Annotated in this window: 40 protein-coding genes; 34 read left to right on the top strand and 6 right to left on the bottom strand. The window is 34.3% G+C overall.

The window, feature by feature from the left end:
• Positions 1-63: 63 nt before the first annotated feature.
• The 20 genes from FW780_RS02045 (at position 64) to FW780_RS02140 (ending at position 8,482) form a co-directional block, all read left to right on the top strand.
• Positions 64-954, top strand: a complete 891-nt coding sequence (locus tag FW780_RS02045; RefSeq protein WP_149831970.1) for a Lin1244/Lin1753 domain-containing protein — start codon at positions 64-66, stop codon at positions 952-954.
• On the top strand, positions 951-1,574 hold the full coding sequence (locus FW780_RS02050) for a hypothetical protein (protein WP_149831971.1): 624 nt from the start codon (positions 951-953) through the stop codon (positions 1,572-1,574). Before FW780_RS02045 ends, FW780_RS02050 begins: the two co-directional genes overlap by 4 nt.
• Positions 1,571-2,383, top strand: coding sequence for a P-loop NTPase family protein (locus tag FW780_RS02055; protein ID WP_149831972.1), 813 nt, complete (start codon positions 1,571-1,573; stop codon positions 2,381-2,383). The genes FW780_RS02050 and FW780_RS02055 overlap by 4 nt, the downstream gene beginning before the upstream one ends.
• Positions 2,380-2,574, top strand: coding sequence for a hypothetical protein (locus tag FW780_RS02060; RefSeq protein ID WP_149831973.1), 195 nt, complete (start codon positions 2,380-2,382; stop codon positions 2,572-2,574). The genes FW780_RS02055 and FW780_RS02060 overlap by 4 nt, the downstream gene beginning before the upstream one ends.
• Positions 2,571-2,951: a topoisomerase DNA-binding C4 zinc finger domain-containing protein gene (locus FW780_RS02065; RefSeq protein ID WP_149831974.1), complete on the top strand. Its 381-nt coding sequence runs from the start codon at positions 2,571-2,573 to the stop codon at positions 2,949-2,951. The genes FW780_RS02060 and FW780_RS02065 overlap by 4 nt, the downstream gene beginning before the upstream one ends.
• Positions 2,948-3,283, top strand: coding sequence for a hypothetical protein (locus FW780_RS02070; protein WP_149831975.1), 336 nt, complete (start codon positions 2,948-2,950; stop codon positions 3,281-3,283). The genes FW780_RS02065 and FW780_RS02070 overlap by 4 nt, the downstream gene beginning before the upstream one ends.
• Entirely contained in the window at positions 3,280-3,528 is a 249-nt protein-coding gene (locus FW780_RS02075; RefSeq protein ID WP_149831976.1) for a hypothetical protein, read from the top strand. The genes FW780_RS02070 and FW780_RS02075 overlap by 4 nt, the downstream gene beginning before the upstream one ends.
• A gap of 112 nt (positions 3,529-3,640) precedes the next feature.
• Positions 3,641-4,234 (top strand): MT-A70 family methyltransferase, encoded by a 594-nt coding sequence (locus tag FW780_RS02080; protein WP_149831977.1) that lies wholly within the window; start codon positions 3,641-3,643, stop codon positions 4,232-4,234.
• A gap of 4 nt (positions 4,235-4,238) precedes the next feature.
• Positions 4,239-4,499, top strand: coding sequence for a hypothetical protein (locus tag FW780_RS02085; RefSeq protein WP_149831978.1), 261 nt, complete (start codon positions 4,239-4,241; stop codon positions 4,497-4,499).
• A 2-nt stretch (positions 4,500-4,501) separates the two neighbouring features.
• The gene (locus tag FW780_RS02090) at positions 4,502-5,014 is read left to right on the top strand and encodes a hypothetical protein (protein ID WP_149831979.1); all 513 of its coding nucleotides are present in this window, start codon (positions 4,502-4,504) and stop codon (positions 5,012-5,014) included.
• Entirely contained in the window at positions 5,011-5,319 is a 309-nt protein-coding gene (locus FW780_RS02095) for a hypothetical protein (RefSeq protein WP_149831980.1), read from the top strand. Before FW780_RS02090 ends, FW780_RS02095 begins: the two co-directional genes overlap by 4 nt.
• Positions 5,316-5,627 carry a hypothetical protein gene (locus FW780_RS02100; protein WP_149831981.1) on the top strand — a complete coding sequence of 104 codons (312 nt, stop codon included), beginning with the start codon at positions 5,316-5,318 and terminating at the stop codon, positions 5,625-5,627. Before FW780_RS02095 ends, FW780_RS02100 begins: the two co-directional genes overlap by 4 nt.
• An 81-nt stretch (positions 5,628-5,708) precedes the next feature.
• Positions 5,709-5,927, top strand: a complete 219-nt coding sequence (locus tag FW780_RS02105) for a hypothetical protein (RefSeq protein ID WP_149831982.1) — start codon at positions 5,709-5,711, stop codon at positions 5,925-5,927.
• Between the two features lie 18 nt (positions 5,928-5,945).
• Entirely contained in the window at positions 5,946-6,266 is a 321-nt protein-coding gene (locus FW780_RS02110; RefSeq protein WP_149831983.1) for a hypothetical protein, read from the top strand.
• Positions 6,267-6,304: 38 nt separating this feature from the next.
• Positions 6,305-6,619: a hypothetical protein gene (locus tag FW780_RS02115; protein WP_149831984.1), complete on the top strand. Its 315-nt coding sequence runs from the start codon at positions 6,305-6,307 to the stop codon at positions 6,617-6,619.
• Positions 6,616-7,002 (top strand): hypothetical protein, encoded by a 387-nt coding sequence (locus FW780_RS02120; protein WP_149831985.1) that lies wholly within the window; start codon positions 6,616-6,618, stop codon positions 7,000-7,002. Before FW780_RS02115 ends, FW780_RS02120 begins: the two co-directional genes overlap by 4 nt.
• Positions 6,999-7,232: a hypothetical protein gene (locus tag FW780_RS02125; RefSeq protein ID WP_149831986.1), complete on the top strand. Its 234-nt coding sequence runs from the start codon at positions 6,999-7,001 to the stop codon at positions 7,230-7,232. The genes FW780_RS02120 and FW780_RS02125 overlap by 4 nt, the downstream gene beginning before the upstream one ends.
• 11 nt (positions 7,233-7,243) lie before the next feature.
• On the top strand, positions 7,244-7,738 hold the full coding sequence (locus FW780_RS02130; RefSeq protein WP_149831987.1) for a hypothetical protein: 495 nt from the start codon (positions 7,244-7,246) through the stop codon (positions 7,736-7,738).
• Between the two features lie 2 nt (positions 7,739-7,740).
• Positions 7,741-8,073: a hypothetical protein gene (locus tag FW780_RS02135; RefSeq protein WP_149831988.1), complete on the top strand. Its 333-nt coding sequence runs from the start codon at positions 7,741-7,743 to the stop codon at positions 8,071-8,073.
• 199 nt (positions 8,074-8,272) lie between these two features.
• Complete coding sequence (locus FW780_RS02140; RefSeq protein ID WP_149831989.1) at positions 8,273-8,482, top strand: hypothetical protein; 210 nt, start codon at positions 8,273-8,275, stop codon at positions 8,480-8,482.
• A gap of 28 nt (positions 8,483-8,510) precedes the next feature.
• On the opposite strand, the gene FW780_RS02145 is transcribed toward FW780_RS02140, so the two are convergent.
• Positions 8,511-8,762, bottom strand: coding sequence for a hypothetical protein (locus tag FW780_RS02145; protein WP_149831990.1), 252 nt, complete (start codon positions 8,760-8,762; stop codon positions 8,511-8,513).
• 183 nt (positions 8,763-8,945) lie between these two features.
• Between FW780_RS02145 and FW780_RS02150 the strand changes: the two genes are divergently transcribed.
• From FW780_RS02150 to FW780_RS02200, 11 genes are all read left to right on the top strand, one after another.
• Positions 8,946-9,518 (top strand): recombination protein NinG, encoded by a 573-nt coding sequence (locus tag FW780_RS02150; protein WP_149831991.1) that lies wholly within the window; start codon positions 8,946-8,948, stop codon positions 9,516-9,518.
• Positions 9,519-9,676: 158 nt separating this feature from the next.
• Positions 9,677-10,333 (top strand): KilA-N domain-containing protein, encoded by a 657-nt coding sequence (locus FW780_RS02155; protein WP_149831992.1) that lies wholly within the window; start codon positions 9,677-9,679, stop codon positions 10,331-10,333.
• Positions 10,334-10,703: 370 nt separating this feature from the next.
• Entirely contained in the window at positions 10,704-10,937 is a 234-nt protein-coding gene (locus FW780_RS02160; protein WP_149831993.1) for a helix-turn-helix domain-containing protein, read from the top strand.
• Between the two features lie 281 nt (positions 10,938-11,218).
• Entirely contained in the window at positions 11,219-11,788 is a 570-nt protein-coding gene (locus tag FW780_RS02165) for a terminase small subunit (RefSeq protein WP_167510637.1), read from the top strand.
• On the top strand, positions 11,766-13,115 hold the full coding sequence (locus FW780_RS02170) for a PBSX family phage terminase large subunit (RefSeq protein ID WP_149831995.1): 1,350 nt from the start codon (positions 11,766-11,768) through the stop codon (positions 13,113-13,115). The genes FW780_RS02165 and FW780_RS02170 overlap by 23 nt, the downstream gene beginning before the upstream one ends.
• Before the next feature lie 15 nt (positions 13,116-13,130).
• Positions 13,131-14,462, top strand: a complete 1,332-nt coding sequence (locus FW780_RS02175) for a phage portal protein (protein ID WP_149831996.1) — start codon at positions 13,131-13,133, stop codon at positions 14,460-14,462.
• Positions 14,459-14,818 carry a hypothetical protein gene (locus FW780_RS02180; protein WP_149831997.1) on the top strand — a complete coding sequence of 120 codons (360 nt, stop codon included), beginning with the start codon at positions 14,459-14,461 and terminating at the stop codon, positions 14,816-14,818. Before FW780_RS02175 ends, FW780_RS02180 begins: the two co-directional genes overlap by 4 nt.
• On the top strand, positions 14,805-15,842 hold the full coding sequence (locus FW780_RS02185; RefSeq protein ID WP_149831998.1) for a hypothetical protein: 1,038 nt from the start codon (positions 14,805-14,807) through the stop codon (positions 15,840-15,842). Before FW780_RS02180 ends, FW780_RS02185 begins: the two co-directional genes overlap by 14 nt.
• A gap of 121 nt (positions 15,843-15,963) precedes the next feature.
• The gene (locus tag FW780_RS02190; RefSeq protein WP_149831999.1) at positions 15,964-16,362 is read left to right on the top strand and encodes a hypothetical protein; all 399 of its coding nucleotides are present in this window, start codon (positions 15,964-15,966) and stop codon (positions 16,360-16,362) included.
• 11 nt (positions 16,363-16,373) lie between these two features.
• The gene (locus FW780_RS02195) at positions 16,374-16,913 is read left to right on the top strand and encodes a hypothetical protein (RefSeq protein WP_149832000.1); all 540 of its coding nucleotides are present in this window, start codon (positions 16,374-16,376) and stop codon (positions 16,911-16,913) included.
• 76 nt (positions 16,914-16,989) lie between these two features.
• Complete coding sequence (locus FW780_RS02200; RefSeq protein WP_149832001.1) at positions 16,990-17,478, top strand: hypothetical protein; 489 nt, start codon at positions 16,990-16,992, stop codon at positions 17,476-17,478.
• Between the two features lie 28 nt (positions 17,479-17,506).
• Here the strand turns inward: FW780_RS02200 and FW780_RS02205 are convergent, their stop codons facing one another.
• The 5 genes from FW780_RS02205 to FW780_RS02225 form a co-directional block, all read right to left on the bottom strand.
• Complete coding sequence (locus FW780_RS02205; RefSeq protein ID WP_149832002.1) at positions 17,507-17,662, bottom strand: DUF2158 domain-containing protein; 156 nt, start codon at positions 17,660-17,662, stop codon at positions 17,507-17,509.
• Between the two features lie 51 nt (positions 17,663-17,713).
• Entirely contained in the window at positions 17,714-18,010 is a 297-nt protein-coding gene (locus tag FW780_RS02210; RefSeq protein WP_149832003.1) for a hypothetical protein, read from the bottom strand.
• Between the two features lie 109 nt (positions 18,011-18,119).
• Positions 18,120-18,380: a hypothetical protein gene (locus tag FW780_RS02215; protein WP_149832004.1), complete on the bottom strand. Its 261-nt coding sequence runs from the start codon at positions 18,378-18,380 to the stop codon at positions 18,120-18,122.
• Positions 18,361-18,624, bottom strand: a complete 264-nt coding sequence (locus FW780_RS02220; RefSeq protein ID WP_149832005.1) for a hypothetical protein — start codon at positions 18,622-18,624, stop codon at positions 18,361-18,363. The genes FW780_RS02215 and FW780_RS02220 overlap by 20 nt, the downstream gene beginning before the upstream one ends.
• A complete protein-coding gene (locus FW780_RS02225) occupies positions 18,609-18,857 on the bottom strand; it encodes a hypothetical protein (protein WP_149832006.1) in 249 nt (82 codons plus the stop codon). Before FW780_RS02225 ends, FW780_RS02220 begins: the two co-directional genes overlap by 16 nt.
• A gap of 80 nt (positions 18,858-18,937) precedes the next feature.
• On the opposite strand from FW780_RS02225, the gene FW780_RS02230 reads away from it, so the two are divergent.
• From FW780_RS02230 to FW780_RS02240, 3 genes are read left to right on the top strand one after another with little or no spacing between them, the layout of a single operon-like run.
• The gene (locus tag FW780_RS02230; RefSeq protein ID WP_167510639.1) at positions 18,938-19,579 is read left to right on the top strand and encodes a hypothetical protein; all 642 of its coding nucleotides are present in this window, start codon (positions 18,938-18,940) and stop codon (positions 19,577-19,579) included.
• Between the two features lie 17 nt (positions 19,580-19,596).
• On the top strand, positions 19,597-19,938 hold the full coding sequence (locus FW780_RS02235) for a hypothetical protein (RefSeq protein ID WP_149832008.1): 342 nt from the start codon (positions 19,597-19,599) through the stop codon (positions 19,936-19,938).
• Between the two features lie 10 nt (positions 19,939-19,948).
• Positions 19,949-21,034 (top strand): major capsid protein, encoded by a 1,086-nt coding sequence (locus FW780_RS02240; protein WP_149832009.1) that lies wholly within the window; start codon positions 19,949-19,951, stop codon positions 21,032-21,034.
• Positions 21,035-21,036 lie beyond the last annotated feature (2 nt).

The following is a 21,036-nucleotide window of genomic DNA, read 5'->3' on the forward strand; positions in this document are numbered from 1 at the left end:
TGTTTTAGCATGGTTAAAACCGAATTGAATTAACGAAAATATTAATGAACGATATGTAAAATAATGAGTAAAGAAGCATATTATTTCAGCCATGATAGTAACGCAAGACAAGATGAAAAAATAGTAGCATTACGCATGAGACATGGATGGGAAGGATATGGCATTTATTGGGCAATTGTTGAGAAATTAAGAGAAAGCAGCGGTTTTATGAGTATCTGTGATTATAATATTATAGCCTATGATCTTCGTACTGATGCTGCAGTAATAAAATCCATTATTGAGAATTTCAGGTTATTCTCCTTTACCGAAGTTGAGAGCGTAGGTAAGTGTTTCTACTCTGAAAGTTTGAAAAATAGAATGGAAAAGAAAAGCTCAAAAGCCCGTGAAAACGCTAATAAACGATGGGAGAAGGCTAAATCTATGCAACCGCAATGCGACCGCAATGCAACCGCAATGCAAAAAGATGCTAATAAAGTAAAGTATAATAATAGTAATAATACTACTAACAGTATTAATAATCTATATAATTATTCTTTTGTGAAAATCGATGATTTCCCCGCACTCTATAAAAAATTTGAATTTGAGAAAAAGTATTTATTTCTGGCTTACAAATTTTGGGAGATGTGGAACAAGGAAAATCCAAATCAAAAAACTTTGACAGATGCCAAAATCTCAAAATGGTACGAAGCTATTAGGTTGATTGTAGAAGTCGATAAGCAAAAGCCAGATAAGCTAATAGGCATTTACTGCTACTTTCAGAAATGCGCAATTAAAGAATCAGGATTTGATGATTTCTGGTTCAAGACCGTAAAGTCGGTTTCAGCATTCCGAAAGAAGGACAAAGACGAAGTTTACTACCTGGATAAAATAATCAGCCATGTAAACAACAAAATCGGTAAAGATCAAGATTTTTCAAGACTCGTACAGGACACAATTAAAAAATTCAACAAATGAAAGCTATTAGACACCTTAAAAATCGATTTGAATACGCTTTGAATGGTTCAGGTTCAATTAAGGTAAATCAGAACGATATAGACGCATTAAATGCGTTGATAAAAGAAGAGAATACAAAATGCAGAAATACTGAACTAGAAGACTCGTTGATTTTATTCTACCTTTTGTCTGCTTACAAGGTACAAAATATTAAAAATAAAGCTTTTCTGGAAGAAAAAAAGGAAGATGAAATAAGATTTCCGTTAGGTATGCCGGAGGCAAGTGTAATACTAAACAACCTATCCAGCAGAATAAATCCAAAACAGCAGATAATTCAGATGATTGCTGATGAGCTTTGGATTTATCAGGAGTACGAAAGAATACCGAAAGATAGGGATTTGTACATGAAAGAAATGTATTCAGAACAGGAGTGGGAGCAAAAAGATCATCTGTCTACTCTGAAAGTAACTAAGCAGGAAATGATCCCAATCAAAAAAGAAGATCATATCACTTTTGAGCAGGTAGAAGATTTGATCAATAAGGCCATTGATTATGCAAAAGATAATTTTCCAATGTTTAAAAAGCTTGATCAAGGATTCTCAAAATTTATGAAAATTGAACCGTTAAGTAGCAGGTTATGATAGAGGAATTAAAACCGATTGGCCAGATTGAAAAGTCAGCGGAAATTATCAATTTGAATGATTACATGGTAAGTCCTGATGAAGATATTCCGGAACCAACACCGATACTGTCAATTAAAGAATTCGGTCGAAATATACCAATATTCACGGAAGATAATGTGTCAATGATATTTGGACCTGCTAAATCTAGAAAATCAGCATTGATCAGATCTATTTGTCAAACGGTTTTATCCGGAGAAAATGATAAAATGTTTTCAAATTATTACAGCAACAATATAGCTGTTTTTGATACCGAGCAATCAAGATTCCATTGCCTTAGATCTACAAGAATAATCTGGAATATGACACAACAAGCTATTAATTATTTCTGCATTTCGACTTTGAATAAAGAACAAAAAAAGAAAATTGTTGAAGACTTTTTGATTCAGAACCATGATTGCGGATTGGTAATACTTGACAACATCGTTCACTTCGTTGGAGATTTTAACAGTGCCCAGGAAAGTTCAGAAGTTACCGAATGGGTGTTGAATATGAAAAGTAAATACAAAACCCATATTCTGGTTGTTCTCCATGAAAACGCGTCATCAGGATTTATAAAACCAAGAGGCCATTTAGGAACTAACCTGATGAATCTTTGCGAAACAGCGATAAGAATACAGAAAGATCCGAATAATAAATTTCAAAGTATCGTTTCTGCAGCATTAACAAGGGGTAGGAGTTTTGAAGATTTTGCATTAACAATGGATGATCAAATGATTCCTTACTTAAGTGATTTAAGTCCGTATGAAAAAGAAAATTTCAAATTATGAGTGATATTGAAAATTTTAAAAAGAACTACCAGCGTCAAATTGAAAGCTTATCAAAGTCAAAAACAGAATGGATAAAGGATTTTATTGAATCCCAAAAGCCAAAGAAGCCTGTTAAGACTGTGGGTGAAATGTATAAGGAGATAAAGCGAGACGAATTTTTTATTTCAAACAAAAAATCAAAAATATTATGAGTTTACCTGATACTACAGAATATTGGTGGGGCGTTAAAAGTCGTCAGCCGTACTGCGGGGAAATATATATTCATATAGGCAAAATATGCAATCATTATAAGCCTGAAAGCGGTAATACTCTAACTTCAACATGGCTGAATGATATTAACTGTCACGCATGCAAAAAGCTAATTAAAAATAATGGTAACATATATGGTTTAAAAGAAGGTATTTCACCAACTCAACAATCAGAAATTGATAAAGAACGCAATAAGTTCAAGCACGGAAAATGTTCAAAATGTGGTCAACCTATGAAAATTCGCAAAAATAAATCTCAAAATAAAGATTTTAAAGGTTGTTCGTCATATCCTAAATGCAAACACACAGAAACGTTATGAAAAACAGTAAATACATTAAAGTATCCGTATTGGAGCGGCTACCGGAGAAAAAAGATTATTATCACACAGACAAGGGCCAATTAACTTTTCTACCCTTTGCCGGGTGGTATAGAGGGTGTATGAAAGTGTCAGATCCTTATTACTGGCTTCAGGAAGTCCCCGACTATGAGGATGAGGTGAAGCAGATGCTGGAAGACAATATTGAAAAAGCTAAACAAAACATAATTTTCTGCACGGAAAAGAATATGATGAGTACAGTTCATTCATGGGAAGGTAGATTGATGGCTTACAGAGAATGTTTAGAATTACTAACCAAAATAAAAGAATCATGAGATATTTAAAAACACATTATGATCCTTTCGCAAATCCATCAGATGAAGAAAGCTGGAGCGAAACCGGAATTTGTGGTACTTATCTTAACGATGGAAATTCCACCAACGATAAAGATTTAGTTTCCTGCAAAAAATGCATAAAAAGGTTTGATAAAGCTGATGCGGAAGTTTTAACTGCAAGACTACAGGAGCTTAAGGATATGCAGGGTTTCGTTGACTTTATGAACGAAACTAAAAATAAATAAACGGTCCTCCTTCTGTATTCTAAAGGGGAAAACAACAACAATTTAAAGTAAAGTCAAAGTTCGCAAAACATAGCGAACGCACTCGACCTATGTCAAATTTTAAAAAATAACGATGAAATATAAAATAATTTATGCTGATCCACCATGGATTCAAAAAGCTGGAAGAAAGCTAAAGTCCTACAAAGTTGTAGATGGAAAGCAGATCTGGAATAGCGACGAAGTTAAGACTACAGACTTGCCATATCAGACCATGACAGTAGACGAAATTGCAAATATTCCGGTGAAAAGTATAGTTGATAAAGATGCTTTTCTCTTTATCTGGGTTACAAATAAATATTTACTGCAGGTTGAAAAAGTCATAAAAGCGTGGGGATTTGAGTTCGTTGCTTGTATTACCTGGAAAAAGAAAAGAATGGGTGGCGGTTTAGGTGGTGTTGTGAGAATTTCCAGTGAGTATTTGATGTTCTGCCGTCGAGGGAATTTAAAAGCAATCGGAACTATTCCGGAGTCCGTTATAGAAGCAAAGCGACCATATGTTAACGGCTATCCTTGTCATTCTAAAAAACCGGAACTATTCGCAGAAATAATTGAATCTGTTTCACCACCTGGAAAACGATTAGAAATGTTTGCTAGAAATTCCCGTACTGGATGGGATGTTTTCGGAAACGAGGTTGAAAATTCAATTGAAATTAACCATCAAGAATAAAATTATGAGCCACTTAGAAAAAATAGAAATATTCAATGAATATGCAAAGAGTCAAGGATATGCAGACTGGGAGGCGATTATTTTTGAATATGAGATTCATTTAGCTAGTACGGACGAATTAAATCTTCACATTTTCGCTGCCTGTGATCTCGTACAGGAGGAACAGCAGAAGAGAATAGCGGATAATGCTTGCATTGAGCCAAAAGGTATGATGGCCAGAGTAGATAAATCATCAATAACCAACCCCGAAAACAAAATCAATTAATTATGAAACTACAGTCAATGACAGACTTCGTTCTGCAGCAGAATAAAGAATTCCCCAAAGGTAAACCACTATATGAGACCAATTGGGAGAATGAAGTTGAAAATTTCAGCAAACTAATGATAAGATATGCTGAATTCATCCGCCAACCTTTAACACTGGGAATGTTTGTTCCTATAGATGAGAATGGAGAATTATTAAATCCTCCAATTGAAAGACTTCAATATGGTGGTGGGTATTCAATGAGAGAAAACGAAGTTGAAGCCTATGAAAAAGCCAAAGAAAAAGTTCTGTTTGAAGGGTTTGAATTTAGCCACGACAATAATTATAACACTGTTTTAAAGTATAAAACAGAAAGTTCTATCAAAGTTGAATTACAGTTTAGGAAGACTGAAAATGACGTGAGATTAATTATCAATAGTGATTATATACATGAATGTAATGATATTGAAAGACTCACGGGATTGAAAACTAAACCTGAATTAACCCCCTCCGCATTAAAACAGATAGGATTATGACTATAGAATTATATAATCAGTTTGCTGAAGCGGCAATGTTAAACAGTTATAATTCTGAACAAAGTAGAAAAAATGAATTACATTTTGTTGAATGTGAAATAATTGATTGCCAAAGATCCGATTGGTGGTATGCTCCTTTTATTGGGGTTAGATTCATGGGAACGGTGATTTATGATTTGTATTTAATGCGGCTTTATAACGATGGTATTATTCGCATAAAAGAAGTAATTCCTATTGAAGTAACAAATAAGTCAAGTATAAAAACAGGTAGGTGGATACCTGCAAAAGATTTGCTATTACTATGAAAGCACTAGAAGAACTAACAGCCGATATACGGGAGAAGCTTCCGAGGCTTAAAGAATCAAATAAATATCAACGTTTAGGAGGATTAGACATTATAACTGTCAATAGTATTATGCTTAACGACGTCCTGGAATGGATGCGTGAAGAGACTGAGGATATGGCTAATATTAATAGTGAAGGTGTGATTTACTTTACCAACTATTGGAATAACGCATCTGATAAAGCTGAAACATGGAACTTGTCCAAGCCCTATTTAAAAGACCAATCCCCGGAACTAATTAACTTCCTTCACGGATTGATAAAAAAGTAACGTCTTCCCGATAGTAGGAAAACGATAATAAAATCCATTTCCCCCCGAATTCAGGGGAATTAACCAAGAAAAAACAAAACAATGCAGTACTTCAAATTAACATTTATTCCAGTTGAATATGGAGAAAAAGCATTAACAGTAATAGTGCCTTTTTCCTCAGAAATAGAAATGAAAAAGTTTTATAAAAGTGATTCAAATCAGATAATTGATTATGCCAGTAGTTCTGAAAAAGAATACAGTGAATGGTCAAAAACTGAGGCAAAAAAGAAAAAATATCAAAAATTAACAAAGCAACTTTAACCAATAAATAATAAAGCAATGGAAATAAAAATATTAGTACCAGAAAATAGACAGGAAGATTTGGAAAGATTCATTAATGTATGTAAAGAATATGGCTTTGAATTAGTTAATCAAGGAGGCGGAAGGATGCCATCATTCAGTGGGTATTATGCTACGCTTAAAGGTGATTCATGGGGTAATAGTCCTTATAAAGCCAAAGCAGATAAATGGGATAAATTAGACGAAAAAATAGCAACATTTTATCCTGATGGATATACTGATGATACTGAGGATAATGAATATGATGATGGCTTGATTGGAATTGGTGAAGCTGCAGCATCAGCATTTGGATATTTATAACCCCGTGCCATCTTAGGGTGGCACTTTAAAAGAAAGTTATGGAAGAAACAGAAATAAATGATATTCAGGAAAGAATAATGGTTCAAACCTCCCTTATTAATTACCTGGCAAACAGAATGGATAATCTGGCAAATTCACTTGATATGATGGTGCATAGAGGTAATGGGAACTTTGTTATGGAAGAGCAGGTTAAAGCCACAAGAGATTGGTTGAATGCTGTAGACATGCAGTTAACAAAGGTATGTAATGAAATGGTTGAATTTGCTGATGCATGGGATCAAATAGATGAAGATGAAAAATTTATTGAACCTCAAATTCAATTTATCAATTCTAAAAAGCACGAAGAGTTATGATAGCACCACAAGAACTCCGCTTAGGAAATTTGATTGGATATGATGGTAAAATATTCAAGGTAAAAGAGATTAGAAACTATATAATCGTTTGTGACCGAGGAAAAGGAAATGTAGATTTTACTTCCAAAGAAATTGAGCCCATAGAGCTAACAGAAGAGTGGTTATTAAAGTTTGGGTTTGAGAAAAAAGCTGAGCATAATTTAAAATTAGACGTATTAACAAGGAGCATAATTCATGCTTATACTCATGGGAAAGTAGAAATAGAACTAGGAAATAGGAGTGGTTATTCTTTCGGCTATCCGGAAGTACAATTCGTTCACCAACTCCAAAACTTATATTTCGCCCTTACTGGGGAAGAACTAACAATAAAAGAACAGCCATGAAAATAACTTTAACAATAGAACAGCTTCAAGATCTATTAAACCAACAAAAATCACAATGTAGGTTTGAGTTTGAAGGACTGTGGAAGAATTCCGAAATAAGAAAAGAATTAATGCAACTAGATCCTGAAGAGAAAATTCTTAATAAGATGCATGAAGTGCGAGATAAAATTGCGTTAGCTTCATTTCCGGAAGAATTTAGGGTATTACTGAAATACAATGTTCACGATTAAATGAAACAAACATGAAGCAGTTAGAGATAACAACAAATAAAAGACTCCTTATTGTGGAGTTTGAGGATGAAAGAGAAGCTGAAATAGACCTTCAAACCCATATAGCATTTCCTGAATCAGACAAGACGGCAATTTGTTTAGGTTCTGACTTTGATGAAGAAATAGCTAAAGAATATATCATAAACATTTTAGCTGAGCATAAGTTAGAAATGTATGAAATACATAATGCAACGGATGAAGATTTTAAAAATGACCATTGGGCAGGCGTTACCAGTAACGCATTGGAATCTTTCATCTCTTTCATAGAATCAAAAGGTTGGCATTGGGGTAGTAATCCAATAGAGAAACCACATAGTGTTTCTTATTATTATAGAGAAAACTATGGTAATAATGAATTTGAATTAAAATGGGATTACTTAAAATTCGAGAAAGATCAAAATGAATGGAAGGAGTCCGAATCCAGGACCTTCAACCCCTCAAAATGTATAATATTTGAAATACTTTAGTTATGAGTTTATTCGATAAAGATAAAATTAAACTTCAAGCTTTAAATTATGCTGAAAAAAATAAGATTGTAAATCAAAAAAGCATAGATGCTTATATAGCTGGTTTTTACATGAGGGATAATTCTGAATCTGAAATAAATCTAAAATCCGTTGAAGATATTTTTCAGAGAAATTACAATGATTGGGAAACCGATTGTGGGTATTCTGACTTAAGAAATCAAGACTATCAACAACGCAAATCGGAAGGTTATGAAGCATTGGAAATAGCAAAAGATATACGAAATATAATAGAAAAGATTAAGAAGTTCAATTCTAAAAATCAAAGAAAATACTGATTACGGAAACCCACAACACAAAATCAAACAACAAAACTAAATTAGTAACATGAAAGAATTTATTAAAGAATGTTTGCTTTTCCAGCATAAGGACATGCAGATTAAAGCAGCCGGAGCCACAATATGGCTGAGCATATTTGGACTGATATATTTATTTTACAGGATCTTCAATATGTAGTATCTTTACTCCATGGAAAACATGGAAGAAATAGAAGCAAAAATATTAGAAATTGTAAGGGCTCAGCATAAAAAAGACGGAGGAACAAACGGGGTTACTATGGACGCCTTTGATAACTTTTTAAATATGTCACTTGACAAGCGAAATGAGTTATTATATCGGATGGCTAAAGAGAAAAAGATCCACATTTTCCAGAGTCTGAATTCAAAACGTATTACCCTGCCAAAATAAAGCCCCTGCATTAACAGGGGTATTTTTTTTACATGAATTTTTCAGAATGGTTTTCTCTCAGCCATATGTTAAGTTTATTTTTTAACTTTATTAGAAAATACCGATCATCTTTAGGGTAGTAAATGTCTGTAAACTCCATTGAGTCAATACCGCTTTCTTTACAGGTTTGTTTATTGTACACCACGGCAATAATTACTTCTTCCTCTATTGCTCTTGCAGCTAATATAGATTCGTTATTCTCTATAATTTCAAAAATTGGTTCTATCGTTTGTTCTTTCATATTAAAATGTATTAAAGTTAATTTCCGCAAATAAACGGAAAACTTTCTTTGATACCGGAATTCAGCAATATGGATTCATGTTAGATTACTGAATTAAAAATGTTAGTAAAAACTTTAAAAAAAGTTAGATAACTATTGTTTCGTGTTATTTCTTTGAGTAAATTTACTGTAAAGCAGTTGGGAATGAAGGAGATAAAGCTTAAGGAGTGCGTAGTATGTGGGGAGGATTTTATGCCGTTTAAGACAACTGAAAAAGTTTGTTCTTTGACCTGCGCACTAGCTTATGCTAAATCAGATGTCGACAAAAAAAACGCTAAAGCTTGGCAGAAAGAGAAGAAGATCAGGAAGGAGAAGCTAAAGACTCATAAAGACTGGTTGCAAGACCTGCAAAAAGACTTCAATACATTTATTCGATTAAGAGATAGGGATGAGCCTTGTATAAGTTGTGGCACTATTAGAACGGATATTAAATATGACGCAGGGCATTTTTGGACTACAGGGGGATTTCCTAATGTGAGATTTGATGAAGATAATGTCCATAAGCAATGCAGTAACAATTGCAACTTTAAAAAGTCTGGAAATATTAATGAGTATCGTCCGAGGCTGATTAAAAAAATAGGTATAGAGAGATTTGAGGCTTTAGAGTTCAGAGCGAGAAATGTAGTTTTGAAGCTGTCCATACCTGAGATAAAAGAAAAGATTGAGTATTACCTCGGAAAGATTAAAGAAATGAAAAATGAAATTATTTATGATTAAAAGTGATACGGTTATTGGAGATATTATTGTTCTTGATCTAATAACAATTTGATTGATGTTGTTGAATTACCAAGCACAGATGATGAGTGCAGAAGGGGTGGATCGTTGGTTGATGAAGGAGGGTGCTTGGTGTTTTTTTAAAAAATGAAAAATATTAAATGAAGACAAACCAAATTTTAACTAGGCCTATGGGAGGCTTTAATGTAAGTCAAAGGACTGTTGATGGAATGTTTAATGCAACTGAACTATTGAAGCAATGGAATGATCACTCGTGTCAGAAAAGAGAAATTAAAAAGTTTTTTGAAAACGATTCTACAAAACAATTCTTAAATGCTTTAATAAAAGAGGAGAATTTAAAGGGGGAGAATTCTGCCTATTTAAAATCTAGAGGAAAATACTCTGGCGGAACATGGATGCATCCTTTGCTTTTTATTGACTTTGCAATGTGGTTAAATCCGGCATTTAAAGTTAAGGTTTTGAAGTTTGTATATGATCAACTTATTAAATACAGAAATGAAGCTGGAGATACTTACAAGGATTTATCTAATGCTGTTGCTAAATTAGTTCCAAAGGAGAAGATAGCGGTTTCAATGAAAGAAGTAGCGACGGGAATTAATTTCTGTGTGTTTGGAAGTCATGAAAGAAATATTCGCAATAAAAAAGCAGAGGAATCATTAATGATTGAATTAGTGGAAACTCAAAAGAAACTTACTATGCTTATTAATGAAGAATTTTTGAATAGTTACGAAGAAGTAATAAATTATCTGAGGAAAAGCCGGAAAAATAAAGCAAAAAGGCTTGTTCTTCAGAATTAATAAAAGTGTTGCCAGTATATATGATATACGACCTTAGCAATAGTTAAGAGTTACTGAGCGAAACAGGGGGCAACAGCAAAAGTTCTTTAGAATTGTGACTTTGTACTCGACTTGACAGCCTGGAAAGACAGGCAAACGGAAATCCGATAGAAGCGTAGTTTAAATTTAAGAGCGAGGTATGGTGTAGCCGTCTACGTTGAAGGTGCAAGTCCTTCGATTTCCACAATGAGGCATCTGTTATGCTGGCTGATAGGAAAGACTATCATTTTAGATTGATTTAATGCAGTAGGAATTTTTCATATTAATATTTTGTGATTTGGTGTCCCGCTGCTGTAATAGGTAGCGGGGTTTTTAATTATTAACGAAACGAATGGATAAAGTTTCAAGAAACCGAGGAAGACAATTAACTCTAGTTAGACAAATTAGAGTGTTGAGTAAAACTGAATTGAGTAAAAAAGTATCCGGATTAAAATCTAGTGATTTAACTCAGTTTGAAAATGGCTTTAAATATATTCCGGAAGAAAAGCAAAAAGAAATAATGAAAGTTCTTGACTGGCCTTTTGAGTTTTTAGATAAAAGACACTCAGTTGAGTTTTTAATTTAGGGAGTATGGAGAATAATTTATAATACATAATAATGATATTAACAATCTTATTAACAGCATGGATAACCTGCGGGATTATTTATTGCTCGAAAGAAATGGCTAGACCTTTCTATGGTGATTTTATAATATTGGATTTTATATTTTCTCCGTACTTAATCGCATCTGACATTATTCAATATTGGAAAGAATGCAAAGAGATAAGAGACAAGTATAAATACTAAACTAATTTTCTATGGCAGAGGGAGTGACAGGGAGTGCGGTGAATGAATAAAGAAAAAGAAATGGCAAAGAAGAAGAGTGAAGAGAATGAAGGAAGAAAGCCGGACGGAAAGTTTGCGGAGGGGAATACTATTTCTGTAGGTAACAATGGCGGTCGTCCTGCTTTGTTTACAAATCCTGAAGACTTCGAGCAAAAAACTTTGGAATACTTCGATTTTATAAAAGGAGAATATGAAATAAAGGAGGGATCAAGAACATTCGAAAGCGGACGAGGTGATGATTACAAAAAAACTACTGAAACGTATGAGTATAAGTTTTGGATCAGAGAACCTGAAACTCCAAGCGTTACAGGACTTGCTATCTACCTAGGTTTTGAAAGCCGACAGTCAATGTATGACTACTTAGCAAAACCGGAGTATTCTTACTTTATAAAAAAAGCTTTGTTACACGTTGAAAATACATATGAAAGGGGCTTATGGAATGATAAAGTTGTCGGACCTATTTTCGGACTAAAAAATATGGGTTGGACTGATAAATCAGAAACTAAACTTACTGGTGATCCGGATAACCCAATCGAAGTAAAAGAACAAACAAAAATCATTTTCACACGTGGTTTTGGAGATTCCAAATAAGTTTGAGCCATTGTTTGAATGGTTGCAATATAAAAGAGGTGGTAAAGATGAATCTAAACCGCCTTTTTCCGTAGCTATACTTACAGGTGGACGTAACTCATTTAAATCATTTACCGCATCTGTAATGCTTGCGGAAGCGGTGTCTTCATTTAGTCATAGAATCCTATATACTAGATACACTATGACATCAACCGAAGACTCTGTAATTCCAGAATTTAAAGAAAAGCTTGATCTTCTTAATTATGGTGATCGATTTAATATTAATAAAGACAGGATAATTTACAAAGAAGAAAAAGAAGAATCTGAGACTACTCCAAAGGTTGTTTTCAAAGGGATTAAGACATCAGCGGGGAATCAGACCGCAAACCTTAAATCTCTAAAAGGATTTTCAATTTTCGTACTGGAAGAAGCTGAGGAAATGCCATCATTTTCAGAATGGGATAAGATCCGTAAATCCATCAGAGCAAAAGACGTTTTTAATCTTTGTATTCTGATTCTAAACCCAACCACAAAAGAGCATTGGGTGCATAAAGAATTCTTTGAGGAACGAGGAATTCCGGATGGGTGGAATGGTATAAAAGATGGTGTTTGCTACATCCATACTACCTATAAAGATGGGCAAAGAGATTGGACAGCCGACCATATTATGGAGGATTTTGAGAAAACAGAAGAGGCCTATCATCAATACTTATCGACTCCAACCAAAGAAAGAGATTCTTTGCCAGAAAAAATAAAGAAATGGCATAATTACTTTGCGCACTCAGTACTTGGTGGTTGGCTTGACAAAGCAGAAGGTGTTGTTTTCACTGATTGGGTGATAGGTCCATATCAGGAAATAAATTCAACCCTCCATGGTCAGGATTTCGGCTTTTCCGTCGACCCTACTACGTTGGTTAGTGCTTCCATTGATAAGGCCTGTAAAAAGATTCACTTGAGGGAGGAATTATATAAAACACACCTTACAACAACGGATATTTACGAAGCAAACAAAAGAGTCGCTGGTACCCGGAAGGTTTACGCCGATTCTGAAGAACCAAGATTGATTGAAGAGCTTAGAAAACGAGGGAATAATATCGAAGCAGTTGAGAAAGGGCCGGGAAGCGTTTCCGCTGGTATTGCTTTAATGCAGGATTATCAGCTCGTGATTGATCCGGGAAGTATAAACCTTATCAAAGAACTGAATAATTACGTTTGGAGTGATAAGAAATCAGGTGTGCCGGTAGATGCTTATAACCACCTTATTGACGCTTGTAGGTATGCATGTTACAAAGAATTAAAAACAAGCAGAAATGTCGATCTGAAAAAGATCGGAAGAATGTTAGGATAACAAAAAATACTATATATGGATTTGAAAGGATTAGATGCAGAGGAAATAGTAAAGAAGTTTGATAAATTAAGACCGAACACGGATTATTTATCAAAAGCTGTTCTGCAGTATAACGTGGAAACCCACGAGATTTTCACTAATAAAACGAAATACCCGGATAAGCTGGTAGAAACCGAAGAGGGAACGACCTCTCAGCCTATCAACAGGATTGGTTTTGCGTTTCAACAGTTAATAGTTGATAAAATTGTAGCATTTGGCTTTGGCAAACCTGTTACATACATTCCGACTAATGACAGTTTCTCATTAGTCCAGGATGTTTTAAAACAAAACAAGATCATTTCTTTAACACGTGATGCAGCAAGGGAAGTTTACGGAACTACAAAAGTAGCAGAGGTCTGGTATTTGACACCCGAAGCTGATAGATTGCGTGTTAAATTATTGCAACCAACAGAAGGTGACGTTTTCTATCCTGTTTTTGAGAATGGAGACATGACTGCCTTTGTTCGTGAAATCACTTTAAAGGATGAAAACGATAAAGAAGTTGAATATCGCGAGATATACACCGCTGAAGAAAAGATTGTTCTAAAAAAGGAATCTCAATGGATTGAAGAAAGTAGAGAGCGAAATTTAATTGGGAAAATTCCGGTTGTTTATGGGTCACAAAAGAGAACCGAATGGGATATTGTGCAGGTTTTAATTGAAAGGATGGAAGAACTAGCTTCTGGACATGCTGAAACTAATGACTATCATGCGGATCCAAAAGTTAAGGCGAAAGGTGAGCTAACTGGTTTTGCTAGAAAGGGACAGAAAGGCGCTATTTTCCAAATGGAAAAAGATTCAGAGTTAGACTATCTTACATGGGATAATAATACAGAATCTCAAAAACTGGAATTTGACAATCTCAAAGAATTTGTATATAAACTCACCCAAACCCCCGATATTTCATTTGAAAAACTCAAATCAATGGGAGCTATTTCTGGTGTTGCTGCGCAATATTATTTCATGGATATCCACTTGAAAGTTGAAATGAAGCGGGAAATATGGGATGACTATTTGGCAAGACGTATTAACGTTATCAAAGCATTCCTAGCGAACGTATTAAGCACAAAAGATGCTAAAAAGCTGGAAGAATTGGAAGTTGATATTGTTTACAATCCATATATGATCAACGACATGAAAGAAAAGATTACTTATCTCATGGATGCAACAGGCGGACAGGCTATCATGTCAGTTGAAACAGCTATGCGTAATCTAGGCATTGATGATCCGGTGGAAGAAATGCAAAGGATTCGTGATGAAAACCAATATTCAACAGAAACCGAAAACTCTCAAACGTTTGGAGTATGAAAAGGAAGGTAGTTAAAATACCAATATACTTTGGCGACTTTATTATCATCTTGGATAACGAGCAATGGAAGAACGTAAACGGCATTTATCAACATCGTCTTCAATGGGATAGACCAGCCGATGAAAGAGACGTTGCGTTTGTTTTTGATGATTGTCACATGGGCTATTCGAGGTATGTTGTATGCTTTAAAGACCGGCCTAAAAACAGTGTAATAGCTCATGAGTGTGTTCACCTTGTTAATAAGCTATTCAAAGATCGTGGTCAAAGGTTAGATATTGAAAACGATGAAGCACAAGCTTACATGACTAGTTGGTTTTTTGAACAAATAGAAAAATTTTTCGATGGACTTCGATAAACAACATAGAAAAAGAGTAGAGCAGTACTTAAGACGGGTCGAAAAGCTTTTCAATGATCTTGTAGAAAGTATTGTTTTTTCATCCCTTCCAGCAACATTAAAGGAAGGACTTTTTCAGTTTAGGAAATATCCAAAGATTACAAAATATATTGAAGATGTTTTTAATCAGTTTAACTCGGATTTACGAGAACTAATCACGGTTTCCACGGCTTATTCGTGGAATGTTGGAGATTTAAAAAATGATGCTTTAAAACTTGCTACACTAAACAGCATTTCCGGTAAAATACCGGTAGACATACTAAATAAACTCAAAGAAGCACCCATGCCTCGGAATGCCGAAGCGTTAAAAGCGTTTCAAGAGCGTAAGATAGGCAAATTCACTATTTCAGATCGCGTATGGTCAATTACGCAGAATACAAGAAAAGAGCTTGAATTTGCGCTTGATTTGGGGTTGTCTGAAGGTAAAAGTGCTCAGCAATTAGCCAGGGAAATAAAAAAGTACCTGAGAGAACCGGACAGGCTATACAGAAGAGTACGAGATAAGCACGGAAACCTGACTTTGAGCAAGAATGCTAAAGCATATAAGCCAGGACAGGGTGTATATCGTAGTAGTATGGCTAATGCTGTTCGACTAACCAAAGAAGAAAATAATTTGGCTTACCGGGAATCTGATCAGTTACGCATAATGCAGAATAATGATATAGTAGGTTATCAAATTCAGCTTAGCAATGCTCATAAAATCGTTGACATCTGTGATGATCTCAAAGGCTTCTATCCTAAAAACTTTATTTGGAAGGGATGGCATATAGGATGCATGTGTCAACGGTTCACAGTTCGTAAAACTGATCAGGAAATTATTGATGAGATTAACAAAGGGCTTAATTTGCCACCGGAAAGATCTGAGAATTTTATTTCTGATGTTCCGGAACAGTTTAAAACGTACATGGAAGAAAACAAGGCAAAAATGGACGGATGGAAGACTCAGTCATCTTTTATAGTAGATAATAGGAAATATCTAAAATAAATGCTAAATTTGTAGTACCGTTGTGAATAGTTTCCTATTTGCTACAGTAAAAAATGAATTAAGTGATCGCATTAAGTTGTGATCACTTTTTTTTACTGTTTGATTTCCGTAAATTTACTGGATGATCTCGCGCCAAGAACAAAAACTATATGATAACTTAACGGAAGGCTGTAATTTTATGCCACTTCCGGACAAGCTTTTAACAATGGTTGAAAACTGCAACCTTACCGGAGAAATTCACCCGGAATTCCCATTTATATGCTATCATTTTCATTCTTACTCGTACACGAAAAGACAGTATGAAAGCCTATGTAATTTTCATGTAAAATTGTTGGAGCAAGTTCAGCAGCATAAAATGCTATCGGATAACGTAGCTAATACTCTTATTGTTCTTCGTGAGCCGTTAGCACATTCAGGACATCCGGAATACGAAGCTAAAAACATTGCTTACTGGAAAGAGATTGTAGAAAACACTCCCGAAATAAGATTCAGGAGTGAGTTTATAAAGTATACAAAATAAAACCTATTACCATGAGCCAAAAAAACATAGATAAGTTCAATAAATTAAAACTGAAATATTTAAAAAAAATATCAGACTTAGGGATTAATAAAGTAAAATTAGACAAAGATTTTATTGAATCTAAATTGAATAATGATGATGTAAATGGATTGAAAAACTTTATATGGAGAAAGCTGAATTCATTAGTTAAAATAAATGATAAAAACTTTAGTAAATTACAACTCATTTATTTTGAGATGGAACAATTTATTAAATCAGAGCAGAAAAGTAAAGATAGTACCTATGTGAGAACTTTATATTTTGAATCACTAATTAAATCATCAGAAGAATTATCAAAAGGAGTTTTGTTAGAAGTATTGATAATAGTACAAAATAGTCCGCATATATGTGATGCATGTAAAAAAGACAAAGGTAAAACATATAATTTCAACTACGCTTTAAACAATCATATTTTACCGCATAAGGATTGCACTTGTAAAAGTGGCTGTATATGTAATATGGGAGTTTCAGGTAAAAGAGATTCAAACGGTAGGCTTATTTATATAGATTAGATTTTTCATATTATTATAAAATAAAGCCTTCTCTTTGAGAGGGCTTTTTGTTATATTTGCGTCATAACTTATAATTATGGAGGACAAATTAGAATTGTTAAAGGCATCTGTCCCAATTGCAACAGTTATTGGAGTTGTTGTAGGAGCATTTTTAAATTCAAATTTAGCAAGGAAGGAAAAAATAAGAGATCACCTATTTAGTTACAAAGTAAAATCATACTCCACTATAGCAGAATCAATTATAGTAATAAAAAGAGATTTGTTAGCAATAAGGAATGATTTGTTATTAGAAAAAGTAATATCTGGTAAAAAACCTATAGAAATATGGGATTCATTTAATAAGGTAAGAGCAGAGCAGGCTTTGTTTATGAGCGATAAAACCAAGCATAATTTCTTTTTACTTGAAGGAAAAATATTTGAAATTGTCAAAGAAGATTTTTTTTGGGAATCAGATCCTTCAAAAGAATCCATTGATAAAATGATAATTATCTATGAAAATCTAGGAATGGAATGCGATAAATTCATAGAAAGAATCCAAAGGGAATTAGGAATTACTAAATTATGAAAACAGCCCCTTAGTTTGGGGCTTTGTTTTAATTTAGTATTTCGAACTGTTCAGAAGTAAACATGCCTTCCTTAAGCTCTTCACCTACGAACCAAGAACAAACCCAATAAACGCCTGCTAAACCCTTTACCGTCATTTTAGGGCCTCCTGATTTTAATTTTACGACATCTCCTTTTTTAATCATGTTTTTCGATTTATGGTTAATAAAAATTCCTCCAAATTTAAATCATTATCCTTATGGATGTTTACGGTTATCCGTAATGTAATGTTCTCCTTTTTCTGTAACCAAATATTTCAAAATTCCAGATTGATTGGGAAATTTTATTGTCCCTTTAAATTGTATCAGCCCTTTATCTTGTAAAACAGATAATAGAGAACCAACTTCAACAGGATCTTTCTCTTTAAAATCACTTTCTTTTGCGATATATTCGCATGCTGAATCGTAAAGATTTGTTTCATTACAATTGGCTGATTCGACGTCAATCTTTTTAAAGAATATTTCTGCGTGTTTTTCGTAGTCAATGTTTGTCATATATTAGTTTTTAATTAATTATTTATTTCAATTCAAATTTATAACATAATACAGGATAGTTAATTTGTCCAGTAGTTTAGTATTCTGGACTATAAAATAGTTTCCACATTTAATCGGCTGCATTGTTGTCTAATTCAATTGCTGTATTTATTTCTCTGAGTTTCTTTAAGATAAAACTACTATTAGATTCATATAGATTTTCATAGGTTATTTTAACTAAAAAATTGTAATAAAGGTCAGATTGTTGCTTGTCAACAAGTTTTTCAAGTTTCATCCTTTCCACCTCAATAGCCCACTCATTCCTAAATTCTACTGCAGAAAGTTTTTCAATACAATTTGACGATCCCACCTTATGCATATTCCAATTCAATATTAATTTTTACTAGTTCATAGTAGATATAGTACCCATTGTCTCCCAACTGAGCGTATGCTTCATTCTTTATTTTATCAAAAATTTCAGCAGCTATTTCTTCACCAGCTAACTTTATTAACTTTTGTTTTTGAACATCAATTCTATCAGCTTTTTTAATTTGCTCCAATAATCCTGGGCAATAACCCATAATTGGAGTCAAAGCAATCGATTTGCTAATTACGTTTCTCACCTTCTCATCCATTCCAAAACCTTTTGTGTGTCAAACAATAACTTCTTTTTACGTTTCCTACCTTCATAGCCTCCTATGATCAATTCATCAGGATAATATTGACATCGTAGAAGCGAATATACTTCTTTCTGTCCCTTTCCTGTTACCTCGCAAAACTCCGATAAATCCATTGTGATTTTTTGAACCATGGATAGTCTGTTAAATGCTACCAAAAGTTCGTTAAGTGTCATATCCGACGTTCTCATACTTCCCAAATCTCCCCTCATAAAAATAATACCGTGGTTATAATAGTAAAATTACGAAAATGAAAGTGTAAAAGCAACAAATGCTATTGAAAATAAACGTTTTACGCACGAAATTTACGGTAATTAATAATAAACCTTTTAATATGACAAGAGAAACTATAATTGAAAAGCTGAGAAACAAGTATGCAAACTTGGGTCTTGGTGACGATGTTTTAGGGTCTATAGCAGATTTAATTTTAACCGGAAACCCAACTGATGAAACTATTGATGGAGTAGTAGATGGTGTAGGGGGATCATTAAAATCTATTCAATCAAGCTTGGATAAGGCAAGACAAAAGCCTACTGACGAGAAGAAAAAGCCTGAAGAGAAAAAAGAAACCGAAGAAAAAAAGGATTCTACTCTTGAAGAAAAATTCGAAAAACTTCTTGGAACCGTACAGCAATTAGTAACCAAAACAGCTATCGACGACAAAAAGGGAAATCTTGTAAAAGCACTTTCTGCGAAAAACATTCCTGAAAAGTACTACAACAAGTTTCTGACAACTGTAGACTATGGGGAAGGTTATTCCGAAGATGATACAGTAAAACATATGGAGACTGAATTTGAGGATTTCAAACAAGCTTTTGCAACTGAAGGAGCTAAAGGGGGAAACCCGCCTATTGGAACCGGTGGGACTGAGCAAAAAGGACAAGCGTTGAAAGACATTGAAAGGTTAGCGTAAAAACAAAACAGACAAAAATGAGCAAATTAGGATTTAAGAGAACGGAAGTAGCAGGGGATAAGACAATCTATGCTCACGTTTTGGAAACGGCTTTAGGCGGTTTCGTATTAGATACTACCGGACTAACAAAAGGTGAAAAAATTGTAGCCGGTACAGCGTTTACTTTTGATGAAGCTACAAGATTGGCAAAGCCAGATCAAACAGCCCCAAAAGGATTACTGTATGAAGATGTTGTTATTGACGATAATACTTCTGTTGATATTGTTCTGAGAGGAACTGTGTATGCTAGAAGGATTCCGGCTATTACGGATGAACTTAAAGCAAAAATGCCTCAAATCATTTTCTCACAATCTAAATAATTAATGAAGTATGAGTAATGTAGCATCTATATTCGGTGAATACGCAACAAGCGAAGGCTTACAGCTTATTATCGACAAGAGAATGGATAAATTCAAAACAAGAGAATTTTCCAAATATTTATCCTGGGATACACCTCAGGTCGATTTGTCTTTCAAAGATGTAATCGGAAAAACACAACTTGATACAATTGCATCTGTAGTTGGGGAAGATTCAGTTTCTCCCGTAAGAAGCAGAAGAGGGCTAGCTTCATTTGAAGGATCAATTCCAACTATTTCACACAAATATCTCATGAAACAATCTGATGTAAGAGCTTACTACTCTTTACAGAACATGGGTAATATTGATGATGACACAAAGAAGAAGCAAATCATTGATTTAATTTTTAATGATGTCAAATTATCGGCTGATGGATGTACCGGTAGACTTGATGTTATGTTCTTACAAGGACTTTCTACAGGCATGATTGATCTTTCAGCAACAGGTAACCCGGATGGCGTTGCGTATGGTGAAATTCCAGTAGGACTTCCGACGGACAATGTTATTGAAGCTTCCAAGAAGTGGGATGATGCCGATGCGACACCGCTTCAAGACATTGAGAATGTAATTGACGCTGCGCAAGGAAAAGGCAATGACGGTTTTGAAAAAATGATCATGACCAGAGCTACTTTCAACAAGTTAAAAAACAGCGTTGAAATCCAAAAGATTTTCAAAGGAGTAGTTGGAAAAGCTCCGGCATTAGTAACACCTGACAACCTTAACGAATATCTGGTTTCTAACGGACTTCCGCCAATCGAATTGCAAACTTCATTATTTAACATTGAGGAGGACGGAGCTACAAGATCATTCAGAGCTTTTGCAGACGATGTGATTGTATTTGTTCCACAAGGAGAACTAGGAAAAGTTAAAAATGCACTAGTTACCGAAGGGGATTTAAAACAGGTTATGGGGCATTCATATGCGAATGTAGATAAAGTAAAGATTGCTAAATGGTCGATGAACGAGCCTTTCAACGAGTTCACAAGAGGGCAGTTATTGGCTATTCCTGCATTAACAGCAATTGACGCGATTTATCATTTAAAACTAAAACTCGCATAATA

This window comes from Chryseobacterium sediminis (assembly GCF_008386505.1).
Taxonomy (GTDB): Bacteria; Bacteroidota; Bacteroidia; order Flavobacteriales; family Weeksellaceae; genus Chryseobacterium; species Chryseobacterium sediminis.